Source organism: Paenibacillus sp. Y568, assembly GCF_059445545.1.
The window spans coordinates 304,942-320,495 of the sequence record NZ_JCAIUM010000003.1 but is presented as its reverse complement, the minus strand read 5'-3'; the positions used below and the strand labels follow the sequence as shown (position 1 = coordinate 320,495).

15 protein-coding genes are annotated in these 15,554 nt (G+C 40.6%); 3 read left to right on the top strand and 12 right to left on the bottom strand.

From position 1 onward, the window contains the following. Window positions 1–27: 27 nt before the first annotated feature. The 3 genes from queG to AC1D7X_RS06605 form a co-directional block, all read right to left on the bottom strand. On the bottom strand, window positions 28–1,746 hold the full coding sequence (queG, locus tag AC1D7X_RS06615; RefSeq protein WP_495455993.1) for a tRNA epoxyqueuosine(34) reductase QueG: 1,719 nt from the start codon (window positions 1,744–1,746) through the stop codon (window positions 28–30). Between the two features lie 32 nt (window positions 1,747–1,778). Beyond that, window positions 1,779–2,372 carry a signal peptidase I gene (gene lepB, locus AC1D7X_RS06610; RefSeq protein ID WP_495455992.1) on the bottom strand — a complete coding sequence of 198 codons (594 nt, stop codon included), beginning with the start codon at window positions 2,370–2,372 and terminating at the stop codon, window positions 1,779–1,781. Window positions 2,373–2,518: 146 nt separating this feature from the next. Next, the gene (locus AC1D7X_RS06605; protein WP_495455991.1) at window positions 2,519–2,944 is read right to left on the bottom strand and encodes a GNAT family N-acetyltransferase; all 426 of its coding nucleotides are present in this window, start codon (window positions 2,942–2,944) and stop codon (window positions 2,519–2,521) included. 440 nt (window positions 2,945–3,384) lie between these two features. Between AC1D7X_RS06605 and AC1D7X_RS06600 the strand changes: the two genes are divergently transcribed. After that, a complete protein-coding gene (locus AC1D7X_RS06600; RefSeq protein WP_495455990.1) occupies window positions 3,385–3,996 on the top strand; it encodes a superoxide dismutase in 612 nt (203 codons plus the stop codon). An 87-nt stretch (window positions 3,997–4,083) separates the two neighbouring features. On the opposite strand, the gene mutY is transcribed toward AC1D7X_RS06600, so the two are convergent. The 5 genes from mutY to AC1D7X_RS06575 form a co-directional block, all read right to left on the bottom strand. After that, window positions 4,084–5,253 carry an A/G-specific adenine glycosylase gene (mutY, locus tag AC1D7X_RS06595; protein ID WP_495455989.1) on the bottom strand — a complete coding sequence of 390 codons (1,170 nt, stop codon included), beginning with the start codon at window positions 5,251–5,253 and terminating at the stop codon, window positions 4,084–4,086. 42 nt (window positions 5,254–5,295) lie between these two features. Beyond that, window positions 5,296–5,703 (bottom strand): holo-ACP synthase, encoded by a 408-nt coding sequence (gene acpS, locus AC1D7X_RS06590; protein WP_495455988.1) that lies wholly within the window; start codon window positions 5,701–5,703, stop codon window positions 5,296–5,298. Between the two features lie 169 nt (window positions 5,704–5,872). Beyond that, window positions 5,873–6,682 (bottom strand): NAD(+) synthase, encoded by an 810-nt coding sequence (nadE, locus tag AC1D7X_RS06585; RefSeq protein WP_495455987.1) that lies wholly within the window; start codon window positions 6,680–6,682, stop codon window positions 5,873–5,875. A 133-nt stretch (window positions 6,683–6,815) separates the two neighbouring features. Beyond that, complete coding sequence (locus AC1D7X_RS06580) at window positions 6,816–7,250, bottom strand: BrxA/BrxB family bacilliredoxin (RefSeq protein ID WP_495455986.1); 435 nt, start codon at window positions 7,248–7,250, stop codon at window positions 6,816–6,818. Window positions 7,251–7,376: 126 nt separating this feature from the next. Next, window positions 7,377–9,074 (bottom strand): ATP-binding protein, encoded by a 1,698-nt coding sequence (locus tag AC1D7X_RS06575; RefSeq protein ID WP_495455985.1) that lies wholly within the window; start codon window positions 9,072–9,074, stop codon window positions 7,377–7,379. 199 nt (window positions 9,075–9,273) lie between these two features. On the opposite strand from AC1D7X_RS06575, the gene AC1D7X_RS06570 reads away from it, so the two are divergent. Further along, entirely contained in the window at window positions 9,274–10,530 is a 1,257-nt protein-coding gene (locus AC1D7X_RS06570) for a BaiN/RdsA family NAD(P)/FAD-dependent oxidoreductase (protein WP_495455984.1), read from the top strand. A 55-nt stretch (window positions 10,531–10,585) separates the two neighbouring features. On the opposite strand, the gene AC1D7X_RS06565 is transcribed toward AC1D7X_RS06570, so the two are convergent. From AC1D7X_RS06565 to AC1D7X_RS06555, 3 genes are all read right to left on the bottom strand, one after another. Beyond that, the gene (locus AC1D7X_RS06565; protein ID WP_495455983.1) at window positions 10,586–11,851 is read right to left on the bottom strand and encodes an ABC transporter permease; all 1,266 of its coding nucleotides are present in this window, start codon (window positions 11,849–11,851) and stop codon (window positions 10,586–10,588) included. Between the two features lie 14 nt (window positions 11,852–11,865). Continuing rightward, entirely contained in the window at window positions 11,866–12,594 is a 729-nt protein-coding gene (locus tag AC1D7X_RS06560; RefSeq protein ID WP_495455982.1) for an ABC transporter ATP-binding protein, read from the bottom strand. Window positions 12,595–12,698: 104 nt separating this feature from the next. Beyond that, the gene (locus tag AC1D7X_RS06555) at window positions 12,699–13,079 is read right to left on the bottom strand and encodes a hypothetical protein (RefSeq protein WP_495455981.1); all 381 of its coding nucleotides are present in this window, start codon (window positions 13,077–13,079) and stop codon (window positions 12,699–12,701) included. 262 nt (window positions 13,080–13,341) lie between these two features. Between AC1D7X_RS06555 and AC1D7X_RS06550 the strand changes: the two genes are divergently transcribed. Further along, window positions 13,342–13,809 carry a MarR family winged helix-turn-helix transcriptional regulator gene (locus tag AC1D7X_RS06550; RefSeq protein ID WP_495456072.1) on the top strand — a complete coding sequence of 156 codons (468 nt, stop codon included), beginning with the start codon at window positions 13,342–13,344 and terminating at the stop codon, window positions 13,807–13,809. A 121-nt stretch (window positions 13,810–13,930) separates the two neighbouring features. On the opposite strand, the gene AC1D7X_RS06545 is transcribed toward AC1D7X_RS06550, so the two are convergent. After that, window positions 13,931–15,406 carry an MDR family MFS transporter gene (locus tag AC1D7X_RS06545; protein ID WP_495456071.1) on the bottom strand — a complete coding sequence of 492 codons (1,476 nt, stop codon included), beginning with the start codon at window positions 15,404–15,406 and terminating at the stop codon, window positions 13,931–13,933. Window positions 15,407–15,554 lie beyond the last annotated feature (148 nt).

The window sequence follows — 15,554 nt, the reverse complement described above, 5'->3', positions numbered from 1 at the left end:
TTCCCCTTACATTTCCTAATTAACTTATTATCTGTCGGGTAAAGCCCCCTCTAAAGACAACAATTGACTCTTGATCTCGTGGCCGTAAGCATAGCCTGCAAGAGAACCATCTGTACCCATTACACGATGGCACGGTACGATAATCGATACCGGATTTTTATTACTAGCTCCACCAACAGCTCTCACCGCTTTAGGACGCTCAATGGCCTCCGCTAATTGTTCATAAGAGCGAGTCTCCCCATAAGGAATATCGGCAAGTTGGCTCCATACTTGTAGTTGAAATAATGTACCTCTTAAATCTAGTGGAAGATCAAATTGTTTACGCTCACCATCAAAGTATTGATGTAATTGAGTTTTGGCCTCAGATAGACGGTCGCCATCCTGTATAAATTCAGCGTTTGGTGCCCAGTTTCGTGCCCATTGCTGTATGATTGCCTCTTTTGTAGTAAAAGAATCCATTTCAATTAAACATATTCCCTTGGATGATTGAAACACCGTTAATATCCCAATGGGTGAAAGCATCTCATCATAATAAATAATCTCGTTAGAACGCTCTTCTACCATCGTAATTACCGGTTCTAGATTTTCTTTCGCTTTCATTAACATTTCTTGTACGTTCACATCTTCTTCTACGTGTATTCCTTTGTTTATGCTATTCAAAGCTTCCTCTCCTCCAATACGTCCTAGTGCCCATGCAGCGGTTCCTCTCATTTCATAACGAGGGTCCTTTAACAGCACTTCTTCAAGTCTTGGTACGGCGGATCGATCTTTAAAATTACCCAATGCAATAATTGCATTGCGCTGCATAGGTTTCTTTCCTCTCCAAGCCGCCGCACTCTCTCCGAATTTCTCTTTGAATTCTCGGTTACTAAGATCAAGAATGGGTAGTAATAGTGGTTTCGCTATTTCAGGATCAGGAAGTAACTCCCTGTTATGATCCCAGCTCTTCCCCTTATTCTTAGGGCACACAATCTGACATGTATCACAACCATAAAGGCGATTTCCGATCTTAATCATTTGTTCTTCTTCTAATAGGCCCTTTGTTTGTGTCAAGAATGATATGCAACGTTGAGCATTAAGTTGTCCTGGACCCACAAGAGCTCCCGTAGGACAAGAATCAATACATTTCGTACATTCCCCACAATCTTCAGTTACAGGGGTGTCTGGTGGGAATGGAATGTTGGTAACCATCTCCCCTAAGTAGATCCAAGAACCCCACTTCGGAGAGATCGTTAGGCAGTTCTTACCACTAAACCCTATTCCCGCTCGCTGTGCTACAGCTCTATCAACTAGTGCACCCGTATCTACCATACTTTCAATCACGGCATTAGGGACACGTTCTTTAATGAAATTCTCAAGCTTGCTCATCGCTTCTCTTAATACGTGATGATAATCTCTTCCCCATGCAGAGCGAGCTAATATCCCTCTATTAGCTCCGGGTACCGATTTCGGTGGATTTACCATTTTGGATGGATAAGCCACTGCAATGGCAATCAATGATGTCGGTTGTGATGAAGGTAAAGCAGGTGTTATCCTTTTATCTAAATCAGGTTCTTCAAAACCTGAATCATATCCATTATCTCGATGCTGCTGTAAGATGGACTTCAATGAAATAAAAGGATCTGCCGTAGCAAATCCTATATCATCTATTCCAAGACTAGATGCAGCTAATTGAATATCCCTTTTTAGTTGCTCCCATTCGGATAGCGAGGGAGCATACAGCGACTGTACATGTTCTAATGTCATCTCCACATCGTCTCCCTTTTTATATAATCAGCCTATAGTCCTTTAAGTTTGTTTAATGGCCAGAATACAAATTCTGCTCTTCCCACAATCAAATCTGATGTAACTGTCCCGAAATAACGACTGTCTTTGCTCGCTCCTTGGTGACGATTATCACCCATAACGAAATATTGATCTTCTTCTAATGCGATCTCAGAGAAGTCTTCATCTTGAATGCTCACATCAATGTATTCTTCTTGTTGCAACTCACCATTTAAATATAACTTGTGTTCTATAACTGCTACCACATCACCCGGAACACCGATCACACGCTTAACAAGGAACTCTTTTTTAGTATCGTCATCACTTGGATCGTGTAGAACAACCACTTCACCCTGTTTAGGTGACGTGAAGTCATATATTATTTTGTTTACAAACAAACGCTCTTGCTCTACTAAAGTAGGTTCCATCGATTGCCCTTTGACCATGGATAAATTAAATACAAATACATTAAGCAACATCATAATTGCAAAGACAACTACTACTGTTTTTACCCAATCCCATAATTCAGACTTCCACCCTGGTTTAGATTGTTCTGGCTTATTGGGGGATGTAGAACTACCCGATGTTATGCCATTTTCTTGGTTCATGATACACCTCTTTTTATACTAATTTGTTGAAATCAGCCTATAAATAGAAAAGCATATCTGCTCCGCTTTTGCAACGGTTGCGAGATATGCTCTATATTTAAAAAAGTAAAATGCCCTGTTTATTTATATCTCTATTGTAACTAACTCTATACATGTGCAACAATACTAAGTTTCTGGAAAGCTTCAAAAATTTTGTTAGCACCATAACCCATTGCCTCAAATAAAGGCATTGCGGTAAGATTATGCTCATCTCCAGCAATCATAATACGACTTACTTTACGTTGTTGGAAACGTTGTTCCATAGTAGTAACAAGGGCTTTACCTATCCCTTTGCGGCGATAATCTGGGTGAATAGCAATTCTAAAATAGCACCCGTGGTTGTTCTCAATCGTTCCGATTAAGGCCCCCACTATCTCGCCATCTCCTTCTGCTACCATGATCAGGTCAGAATCCCATGAAAGTTGTCTAGAAAAAGGTTTAATCGTATTTTCAAAACAATCTTCCGACAAAGCAACCTTAAGAAGTTCAGTTACTGGATTACAGTCACTTAACTGAAAGGAACGAACATGCATAAATTAAATCTCCCTTTTCGTCAGCTTTATTCGGTTTACAATAAAAGTTACTTAACGAACCAACTTTACATATCCCGAATATATTAATTACGACAAATAACCTGAAAATCCTTCTTGCTAGTCCATTAAACCACATTTCTCTCCATAAAACACTTGTTTTCTTATGAAAGCGCTTTATATCTCTCTTTTTTTCTATATAATAGAAGACCAACTATTGATTTCTAGTTTCTGTTATCATAATTTTTTATCAAATAGGATATCATAACTAAGGTTTTGTAATTAAAATTGAACAAACCGACTTTACAAACATAAATGTTGATTTAATCTGTTAAATACGGTTTAATAATATAGTAAGTCTACATATGTTGATGAAGGATGCTTACGCATTTCCTTTATTCATAGATAATCAATCAATAACAATACGCAGGAGGTAATTTACCATGGCATTTCAACTACCATCACTACCTTATTCAAACGATGCACTAGAACCACACATCGATGCACAAACAATGGAAATTCACCACGATCGTCACCATAACACTTATGTAACAAACTTGAATGCAGCACTGGAAAAAGCTCCTGAGTTGCAAAACAAAACAATTGAAGAATTGCTTACAGGTCTAGGAAGTGTACCTGAAGAAATTCGTACTGCAGTTCGTAACAATGGTGGTGGGCACGCAAACCACAGCCTTTTCTGGGAAATCATTGGTCCAAACGGTGGAGGCAACCCTACTGGAGAATTAGCACAAGCGATTGATAGCGAACTTGGTGGTCTTGATAAATTCAAAGAAGACTTTGCTAAAGCTGCTACAACTCGATTCGGAAGTGGCTGGGCATGGCTTGTTGTTGGTAAAGACGGTAAGTTAGCTGTAACAAGCACACCGAACCAAGACAACCCACTTAGTGAAGGCCTAACCCCAATTCTTGGTCTTGACGTATGGGAGCATGCTTACTACTTGAAATATCAAAACAAACGTCCTGATTATATTTCTGCTTTCTGGAACGTAGTAAATTGGGATGCCGTTGCTAAACGTTACGCAGCTGCTAAATAATTTCAATATAATAAGTTAAAAATGATCCACCCTATGAGGGCGGATCATTTTTTTAAATATATGAAGTATCTAAATATTTATAAAGAGCTACAATCCCCTATTCGTTCGCTGTTCTTCGAAGTAAGCATTAATAATCTTAAGAAATACATTAGGGAAAGCATATGATGTCATTTCTTCTTCAGTAATCCAGCGATAATCAGTGATGGTATCTCCAATTTCCGTCACATCTATCGTATAGGGCCCTATTTGCTCCGTTACTAGTAACTGATCCTCTTCCTTGCATTTATACACTTGTAGATGCCAGCGAATGTGACTGAAGATATGTTCTGCATCCATGAAATGATCTATAGGTCTCGCTGGAATACCCTCGGTTAGTATCTCAGCACCTAATAACTCCTGAGCACGTTGATCCGCCATTCTAGCTCCTCGACTCACTGGGGATAGGATATGCGGAAGTTCCCACATTCGAGCTAATAATCCACTCTCTGGACGTTGTCTAATTAATATTTGTCCAGTATGATTTCCTTCTCCTTCAATTAAAGCAACAAATCTTTGTTCCGGACGCGGTGGTTTACTCTTCGATTTGATGGGAAGCTCACTTTCTTTCCCTTCCAGTCTTCCTTCACAATGCTCCATAACAGGGCATGTAAGACAACAAGGCGACTTCGGTGTACATACTAAAGCTCCAAGCTCCATAAGCGCCTGATTAAAGTGAGAAGCCTGTCCCTCTGGAATGAGCTCCACCACTAATCTCTCCATTAGCGCGCGTGTACTTCCTTTCATGATGTCCTCTTCGATTAGAAAATAACGAGATAACACCCTCATTACATTTCCATCCACGGCTGGTTCAGGTTGATTAAATGCAATACTTAGAATGGCTCCAGCTGTATAAGGACCTACACCTTTCAGGGCAAACACACTTTCCTTGTCATTCGGTACCTGACCTCCGTGTAAATCTAGTACTTGTTGGGCAGCATATTGTAAATTACGAGCACGCGAGTAATAACCTAACCCCTCCCAACACTTTAACACGTCTTGCTCCGGGGCATTAGCCAAGTCCGCAATCGTAGGAAACCTCTCTATAAATCGATTAAAGTAAGGAATGACGGTATCTACGCGTGTTTGCTGAAGCATAATTTCAGATATCCAAATATAATAAGGGTTACGATGGCGACGCCAAGGTAAATCCCGTCGATTCTCGAGATACCATCTCAGTAGATTCTCACTAAAATAGTGTTGTTGTTCAATGTTAGACATGGTGGTTCTCCTTCTCTATCTTATATTCCATGGGGAGTTAATCTAATCTTGTTCATGTAACCGCTCGACGACTGCAAAGGCAGACGCAAGGTCTTTCTGGTGGGTAATACTCAAATGAATACCATAATCCTGTGGTTGTCCAGGAAGGTTCAACTTCTTCCAAGCTTGTTCACTCACATGAACCTCGGGTTTCCCCAAAGCATTTGGAAGGATCTCTATATCTCCAAAACCAATCACAGCTCCAATGCCACAACCGAATGCTTTAACTATAGCCTCTTTGGCTGCAAATCTTCCTGCTGTAAATTCTACCAACTTCGGTCCGCGACTTTGAGCTAAGGTATATTCCTTAGATGTGAGTACTCTTTTCATAAAAGGTTGGCCTATTCTTTCGCTGAGTAGCTTCTCGATTCGCTTAATCTCAAGCACATCATGACCGATTCCATAAATCATTACTTCTCACACCTTCCATCCGAACTTACATTCCTATTGTAACAGTCGTTTGCTGATGTTGCGACATTTCACTAGACATTCTACAAATAATAAATGGAGTGCAACAACTGTTTCCAGTGTACACTCCATTAAAACACCTATTTTACTTATATGTTCAGGAAAACCCTACTTATATTCCCGGGATGGCATTGCGCTTGTGAGCTGTTTTGGTGTAGAAGTCTTCCAGACGTTTCTGAGATGCAGGATTAATTTCCTTACCTTCTAGATAGTCGCTATTCTCATCATAAGTTAGACCTAGTTCATCTTCATCAGTCTGACCTTCCCATAACCCTGCTGTAGGAGCCTTATCAAGAATAGACTGTGGTACGCCTAAATATGCAGCAATCTGACGTACTTGACGCTTATTTAACGAACTTAGTGGTGTGATATCAACAGCACCATCTCCCCATTTGGTATAGAACCCAGTAATCGCCTCTGAGGCATGGTCCGTACCTACTACAATCAAATTGAGTTCGAAAGATAAAGCGTATTGCATCACCATACGTGTTCTTGCTTTGACATTTCCTTTGCCTTTAGGGCTGATATGGCGATGTACCCCAATAGCCTTAAGACCTTGCTCTACTTCCAATGCCACTTCAGTTACAGAATCCTCAATATTGGTTTCCACCGTATGTTTTAGATCAAATGCTTTGGCTACCGCATAACTATGATCGATATCTTCCTGTGTCCCATAAGGTTGGAATACACCTAGTGTCATGTAGTCTTTGCCTGTTTCTTTGGATAATTCATCTGTAGCTAATTTGCACAAACCAGCAGCCACTGCACTATCAATTCCACCGCTAATCGCTATTAGAAGTCCTGTGGAGCCAGCATTCTTCACATAATTTTTAAGAAAAGCCACTCTTTCCTTCACTTCTGATTCCACATTAATAAAAGGCTTAACCCCTAGTTCCGCAATGATCTGTTCTTGTAAACTCATTGTCAAAGCCACCCCGTTTCTCAAAAGTATGTACTCCGTAAATTCATTCCGTAATCATTTCGATCATCGTATAATAAACCCCGGAGTTGTAGGAATACCAACTTCGGGGTTATTATGCAACGAACGCTAGTTATTATTTACACAAACGGTCGAAAGCTTCGGTTAGTTCTGCTGAAATTTCTTGCGCTGATCTGTCTTCAATTTGATGACGTTCGATGAAATGTACAAGTTCTCCATCTTTCATCAATGCAATAGAAGGTGATGATGGCGCGTAAGGAGCGAAATACTCACGTGCTTTCGCTGTTGCTTCTTTATCTTGCCCTGCAAACACCGTAAATAATTGATCTGGTACTACATTATGTTGCAATGCATTAGCTACTCCTGGACGACATTGCCCTGCAGCACACCCACAGACTGAATTAATAACAATCAAAGTCGTACCTTTAGCGTTAGGCACTGCTGCCTCAACTTCCTCAGGTGTAGTAAGTTCCTTAATTCCTAGACTAGTTAATTCATCCCGCATAGGTTGAATCATATCTCTCATATATCGATCAAAAGACATAGACATTCTCATTCACTCCTCTTGTAAGCATAGATACAATTATAAATCATTAATATGATTATACCTATTCTGAATGTTTGAAAGCAAGCAACGGAGCAAGATGAGCCACACTTTTTACCAATATATCGCTTACTACAGGGAAAATACGATTACAAAAGTAGTACCCTTACCCTCCTCAGAATGCACCGTAATTTTACCATTATGATGTTCAACAATACTAAGGCATAATACCAACCCGAGGCCTGTACCTTGCTCCTTCGTAGTGAAGAAGGGAACAAATAAATTATCTAACTTATTCTTCGGAATACCACATCCTGTATCCTTAATAATCAGTTCTACACTATTTAGTTTCACTATAGTCTGTATGGTAAGTTGCCCATTCACATTCATGGCTTCCATTCCATTACGGGCTAAATTTAGAATTAACTGTTTAATTTCTTTGGCATTCAAATGCAGATCAGGGATATTCTCTTCGAGCTCTAGCTCAATCGTCTGACCTCGTAAATTAGCATCTGCCCACAATAGTGGACTCAGGTCATATATAATTTTATGTAGGTTATATTCTTCTTTCTCAGATGCTCGGTTCTGTGCAAGGGATAAGAAATCATTAATAATACCGTTAGCACGATCTAATTCTTCCATAACAATCCGATAATAATGATCTAGTGAACTTGGGCTCTTCTCATTCATAAGTTGCAAAAAACCACGTACAACAGCCATAGGGTTACGGATCTCATGGGTAATGCTTGCGGCCATTTGGCCTACTAAGCTAAGTCCTTCTATGTTTCCGAGCTCACTGCGAAACTTCTCAAGCTCTGTAATATCTTGAATGACTAATACAGCTCCCAGAATCTCACCTGTAAAGGAGTTCGTAAGTGGCGAAATGTTCATATAGTAAATTTTCGAGTCATTCTGTGTCAATTCGTGACCCATAATTACGCCTTGAAGGGCTTGAGCGATTCGAAGTTCTATTTGCTGCTTCTCCACCATATCGTCCGTAAACATGGTTATGGATTGCCCAAGAACGTCCATTTTTGTCAATCTAGGTTTAGTTGTCTTAAACAAACTCATCATCATTTCATTAACACTAGACACTCTTCCATTTCGATCTAAAGAAGCCATGCATAGTGGCGCAACATCCATGACTTGCTGTAATTTATCCTCTTCTCGCAAATATTTCTCTGACATCCCCATAATCTTTTCCTTAAGAAGTAGCCTCTCAAATGAAATTTCAATCAAATAGATAACCATTGCTCCCCATAAAAGACTAATAAAGAAATAGATGGTAATCATAATAATAGTATTCATATCGTAGAAGCTAGGATCCCCCCCATATAGTAATGGAGAGATGCATAGCAATAACATGGCAGGTAATAAGCATAAAATAATTCGCATCATTTTTTCTTTTAGAGAAGCTTTTAGAAAATGAGAAGAAGTCCAAAATAATACAGGGTACATGATCATACCTGTATGAAGAAATACGCCTCCTACAGAGCAAACTTCTGTAAAGATAAAATAAAACGTAATATGAAGAATAGCCAAGGGTACACCTGATTTATAACCCCCATACAGAATGGCTACAAAAAGAGGAATAATACCCATATTCAGCGGTATAACCCCCACATAAATCTCAGATGAAAATAAAGAACATAACATCATACTCACGGCACTAGATAAAACGATAACCATCGTAAAACCAATGGAGTCTAGGTTCTTGGAATTGCGTTTTCGGCGTACATATTTATCAAGGATCAGAGGAAAAAGAAATACAAATGAGCCGGATATTAATACCTGCAACAAGATATTTTTAAGGATAATATAAATATCCATCCCTCCTCTCCTACCTAAATACTATTCACGTGTTTATTAACCCGATTAAATCATAGCCTTCAAGATATTACAATATATTCTAATTATATATCTTACTAGAGTTGTTGTAACCTATATCTATTTGGTATGATCCATAATAGACAAGAATGGAATGATTGTTCAACTAAGATCAGGGTTACATGCTAAAGGAGATTATGTAATGAAATATGATGTAATTGTTGTAGGTGGAGGCCCATCTGGACTCATGGCCTGTGTAGCGGCTGGTAGTAAAGGTGCTTCCGTTCTACTTATAGATAAAGGAGATAAACTTGGCCGTAAGCTAGGAATATCCGGTGGAGGACGTTGCAATGTGACGAATGCCAAGGAGACTGAAGATTTAATTGCCCATATCCCAGGAAATGGTCGCTTTCTCTATAGCGCGTTTGGGCATTTTAACAACCGTGATATTATGGCTTTCTTTGAAGGTCTGGGTATTGCGCTGAAAGAAGAAGATCATGGAAGAATGTTTCCTGTCACCGATAAAGCATCTAGTGTGGTCAACACGTTATTGAGCAAAGTACGCGAATTGGGAGTCAAGATCATGACGCATAGTCCGATTGCGGAGGTTCTTTACGAGAATGGGCAGACAGCGGGCGTGAGGTTAATCTCGGGAGAGCGGATAAAGTCTTCTAGCGTTATCGTTGCAACAGGTGGTAAATCAGTACCACAGACTGGCTCTACGGGAGATGGATATGCGTGGGCAGAGGCAGCTGGACATACCATTACAGAATTATATCCTACGGAGGTTCCTATTGTTTCGAATGAACGTTGGATACACAGTCGTGAGCTACAAGGACTTTCTCTTCGAAGTGTGGAACTATCGGTGTGGAATCCCAAAGGGAAGAACGTAATTCACCATCGTGGTGACTTTATATTCACTCATTTCGGAATATCAGGTCCAATTGCGTTACGCTGTAGCCAATTTATTCGCCAAGTACAAAAGAAGTTCAACGTCAAGGAAGTAGAAATGTCTGTGGATCTCTTCCCAGACTACTCCCCGACAGAACTCGATGCGCTTCTTAAGGAACGTCTAGAATCTGAGCCTAAGAAGGCCATTAAGAATGTATTAAAGGGCCCCATCCCTGAACGGATGATCCCTCTTCTCTTATCCAAGGCAGAATTAGACGGAGATATCACGTATGCTCATTTACAAAAAAATCAGTGGCAAGCTTTCTTAGCTACTCTAAAAAAGTTTAGCTTCTATGTTGTCGGGACCAAATCACTTGATGAAGCTTTCGTTACTGGTGGAGGTGTCCATCTGAAAGAGGTAAATCCCAAAACGATGGAATCAAAGTTGATGCCTGGATTATTTTTTTGCGGAGAGATTCTAGATATTCATGGCTACACTGGGGGATATAACATCACCGCCGCGTTCTCTACAGGTTATACTGCAGGAATGCACGCAGCAGACAACTAATTAATTAAGAAGTAGCGCAGTATAAAGGCAGTACGCCTTTTACTGCGCTATTTATTTAGGATCTAGATCTAGATAAGGTCAACAGCGCCAAAATGTAACTAGTAAACCCATACAAGGTAAACACTAACGGGACCACAAGTAGCCAGCCCCAACCCATACCCAACCAAGATAAAGAAAAGGTCAACGATATAACCACTGTAAAAGGTAGAAGCAGCGTTCGAATGGCTATCGTACGTGCTTGTGCCGTCAGATCTAGCGACCATGGAAGGAGTGCAATCCATTCATCATTGACAAAACGTACCCAATATAGATAATGCCAATAGGTAAATAATATATATGTAGCCAACAGCAGTATACATTTGATTATGATAGGTGGCCAAATCATAGCTAGTACACATACACCGGTAAATTGTACATATAGCTTCAGATCTTGTGGGTTGCGAAATGAGGCTTTTACAGCCGCACCTGCCAAGCGTCTTTCCGCTGAGCGTGAACGGTACAGATATGGTGAGTTTCTGAAAAGCCATGTTTTGGTCCGCGTTGCACGAGGTTTATCGATCGCTTGACTTAACATCAGGCCAGTTAGCCTTACGCGCAGTTTACTATCCTCTTGTACATCATTCATGAACGTACCCTGCATCTTCAATCGGACGCTAATGAACAGAAAGACAATACACAACAATACGAAAGAGATGAGGAGCAATTTCTGCGGCTCCTCCATCCATATGAAAGTAACCTGTGCGTATAAAGAACAGAGAACTCCAATCGTAGGAATTAGAAAGAGTTGCCGTCTCCATCCTACGTAATTCACACTTATCATATGGCGACTCCAAGCAACGATCCAACTCGCGGTTATTGAAAAAATCAAGTAACTTAACGCTTCAACAGCATTTAAGTCTAACCGTTGTACTAGGAATGGCAATAAAATAACAAATACTACAGTACTCGTGATTATAATCATCGTCATACTATATATTGCGCCGCGAAGCATGATTCCGGACATAAAACGATGGGCCCTCCGAATGAACAGTACATCACCCTCTTGCACGAAGAGAAGTATACTCGCTCTGTACATCAAAAGTACCATGAGAGATGGAAATATCGACCCTGGCAGAGCTTCACTCCAGCTTGGTAGCCCCTCCACCCATAAACCATAATACAATCGACCAGATAATAAGACCCCTGGAATTAGAACATAGAGCCATACAGACCAATCCGAAATGGATCGAAAAACAGTCATCTGGTTTCGAGCATGTTCCTTCAACCGACGCCAAAATAGATTGCTGGGTCCTGTAAATTGATAGGTTCCTCTCGACTTCATCCTATTCCCTTCCATTACATCAACCTATCGAAACACTCAAATAACGATGCTTCTGCTGGTTGCTCTGCAATTCTCCGAATATCCCCCAACGTCCCTTGTGCAACTACTTTACCTTCCGAGATCATGATAAATGCATCGCATATTTTCTCTGCCGTATCTAGTACATGCGTGGACATCAATACGCCTGCACCTCGACGGCGCTCCTCCTCCAATAACCCCAGGAAATCTATCGTTGCACGAGGATCCAGTCCGATAAAAGGCTCATCTACAATATATATATCAGGGCATGCTAGAAACCCAATCATCAACATCATCTTTTGTTTCATTCCTTTAGAGAAGCCTGCAGGCAATAGATTCCTCGACTGAGTCATACCGAAACGCGTAAGTAGTTCCTCTGCATGGTGGACAAAAGTTTCATACTCTATTTCATAGGCCGCTGCAGCAAGATCCAAGTGTTCCCATAATGTTAAGTCCTCATAAAATATAGGTTGCTCTGGAATATATGCATATTTACCCGTACCGCCTCCAATAGACACCTCTGCTTGCACATGCTTCAGAAGCCCGAGAATTGATTTGATTGTAGTACTCTTACCCGCTCCATTCGGTCCAATAAGTCCTAATAATTCACCTTGCTTTACCTGAAAGGAGATATTTGAAATACAAGATTCACCCTCGTCGTATCCTGCCCGCTTAATACTAACCTCTAGCACTGTATTCAGTCCCGGTTCGCTAAACATATCCATACATATCTCCCCCACAATCTTTCCCCTCTTATATAGAAGAAACTTTTGTACACCCCTTCAACATTGCTTAACGTTTCGAAGTAACGAAAAGCTTCAATATATTATTAAGAGGCCATCTCTGTTAACCCTTTCGATTGGGCAATGTCGGTATCCTTCTTTTCTATCCAGAATCTAACGAACAGTACACCTAGTCCCAATATGAACATCAAAGAACCGGAGACAATGAAGGCTGCGCCATAAGCCGTTACTAATGCGCCACCTACTATAGGACCACCAATCATCATAGGAATAGCCACGCAAAGCGAGAAAATAGTGATCTCCCACGGAGTTGCATTCCATTTAAAACCCACCAAAGTGAAGATTGCTAGGATATGTAACCAATCTCCTAAATTAGAAATAATCTGTGCAGTAATCAGTACTACAAATGAGCGATTGCCTAGTAAGGGCATTCTAGTGGTCATATTAACACGATTGGATTGATTCAATTCTTCCACTCCTCTAAGGTATAAATCTATATCTATACGATAAGGGATGTGGTCTTGCTCACCATCGGTCTACAGGATGAAATAAGACTTATACGCAAGAATGATCTTATGTGAGACTGTAGAGCGATAATTGCTTTATTTTTAAATATTAAAAAGTGTTGTGATTGTGACAAATCACATGTCCATCATGATAACACTTCGCTTAGTATATAAATATAGTCATCAAATTAAGCCATTTATGAATGTAAAGGCGGTGAGAAGCTTGATTCAAATTCAAGAAGTAGATACTCAAATCTCTCTACACTTGTACCGTGTGTTTGCCAAATCGTTCAAGAGTGTGAATGAGCATGCCGTAATGGGAAGTAAGATCGAAGGCTTCAACCCAACAGCGTTTGCTGTGATGGAAGTTCTCTATTATAAAGGAGCACAACCCATTCAGCAGATTGGCGCTAAGTTGTTACTACAGAGTGGAAATGTCACCTATGTTATAGATAAATTGGAGGAGCGTGGTTACCTCCGTCGCAAGCCTTGCCCTACGGACCGTCGTGTTATTTTTGCCGAGCTGACTGCTGAAGGCGAGCAGCTTATGAACGATTTGTATCCCAAATTCTCAGAACGAATTCATCGAGCACTCAGTGGACTAAATGCCGAAGAGAAATGCCAAATGATCTTACTGCTCAAGAAAATGGGAATTCAAGCGGAGAGACTTTCTCCTTCTATGCGGAAATAGCAAATACGTAAAGAGGTTCCAACTTATACAGTAAAACAAGAATAGATCGACTTTCTTATATTTGAACAAAAGAACCTGAGGGAAAACTTCCCTCAGGTTCTTCGTTATGTTACTACATAAGTTATGATTGTTCTGGAGTCAACGACTCTCCTTCTTCGGAAGGAACTTTATTTCTAAACCTAGTCACTACCAACATGCTGATGATTGCAACGATGGCCATAACGATAAAGAGCGAATGCAAACTTCCCTCCATCACGCTGCGCATACTGAGCCACACAGACTCTGATATGCCCTGATTACCTTCAGGCGTGAGTAACTTATTAATATCTGATTGGTCCAGGTTCTCTGCACCCGGTGTATCTTGTATTAAGTTTGCCATTCTCAAATTGATCCATGAACCAAAAGCAGCTACACCCACTGTCTGCCCAAGCGAACGAATAAACGTGTTGAGCGCTGTAGAGGAACCTCTCAGATGATAACCCACAGAAGACTGTGCAATAAGTGTGAATACCGTGGAAGTAAATCCGAATCCCACTCCATAGATAAATGTAAGACTCAACAAGATCACACTCTGTGTCTCTCCAGTCATGAATGCCATGCCTAGAGCACCGATCACGATACCTAACATGCCAATCACAGTTGTCTTACGCGAGCCTGCTGTAATTAACATTTTCCCACCAATAATAGACCCTATAATCCAACCGATGGACATAGGAGCCATGGCTAGACCCGAGAAGGTGGCATTCTTGCCCAAGACACCCTGAATCCACAGAGGAGTATACGTTGTAAGTCCAATTAAGAGCGCGCCAATGAGCAAATTTGCAATAGACGATACGGCAATATCGCGAATTCGAAAGAGCTTCAGTGAGAGCATTGGCTCCTCTGCTTTGTTCTCTACAATAAAGAACAGAATTAAAAAAATAACTGCAATCACCATACATCCAATTAATAATGGTGAATTCCATGCGAAGTATTGCCCTCCTGTAGCTAGTGAGAACAATAATGCCGTAACACCAATCGTAAATGTAACCGCACCTGCAATATCAACCTTAGCTTTGCGACTTACATTATGTTTGGGAAGATACCGTAGTATAAGGAGGATCGATAAAATACCGAATGGCACATTAAATCCAAATATCCAGCGCCAGCTCCAATAATCAACAAGATAACCTCCGATTAATGGCCCAACTAAGGAAGAAATACCCCAAATCGAGCTAACTAACGCTTGAGCCTTAGCACGTTGTTCAATAGGATAGATATCACCAATAATCGTAAAGGATACCGGAACAATTGCCCCTGCGCCAATCCCCTGAATTGCACGAAAGATGATGAGTTGCTCCATACTCTGGGAGAATCCACACAGCAACGATCCAATGACGAAGATTAGCGATCCGGCTATAAATACCGGTTTGCGACCATAGATATCGCTAATTTTTCCAAAAATAGGCGTGGTGACTGCCATCGTTAGAAGGTAGGCGGTAAATATCCAGCTCATCAGTTGCATCCCACCAAAATGACTTACTATGGCCGGACCCGCAGGTCCAGTAACCGTGCCCTCAATTGCTGATAAGAAGGTGGATAGTAGAATACCCGCCATAATGAAATTTCTTTGTTTACCTTGTATTGAATTCACAACATTTAATTCCTTTCTACTGTTCAATGAAAGATATGCCTCTAGTATTTTACAGTAAATCTAACATGAATGCATCGACTATTTGTTGAAATCCTAACGACTAAAATGCGAA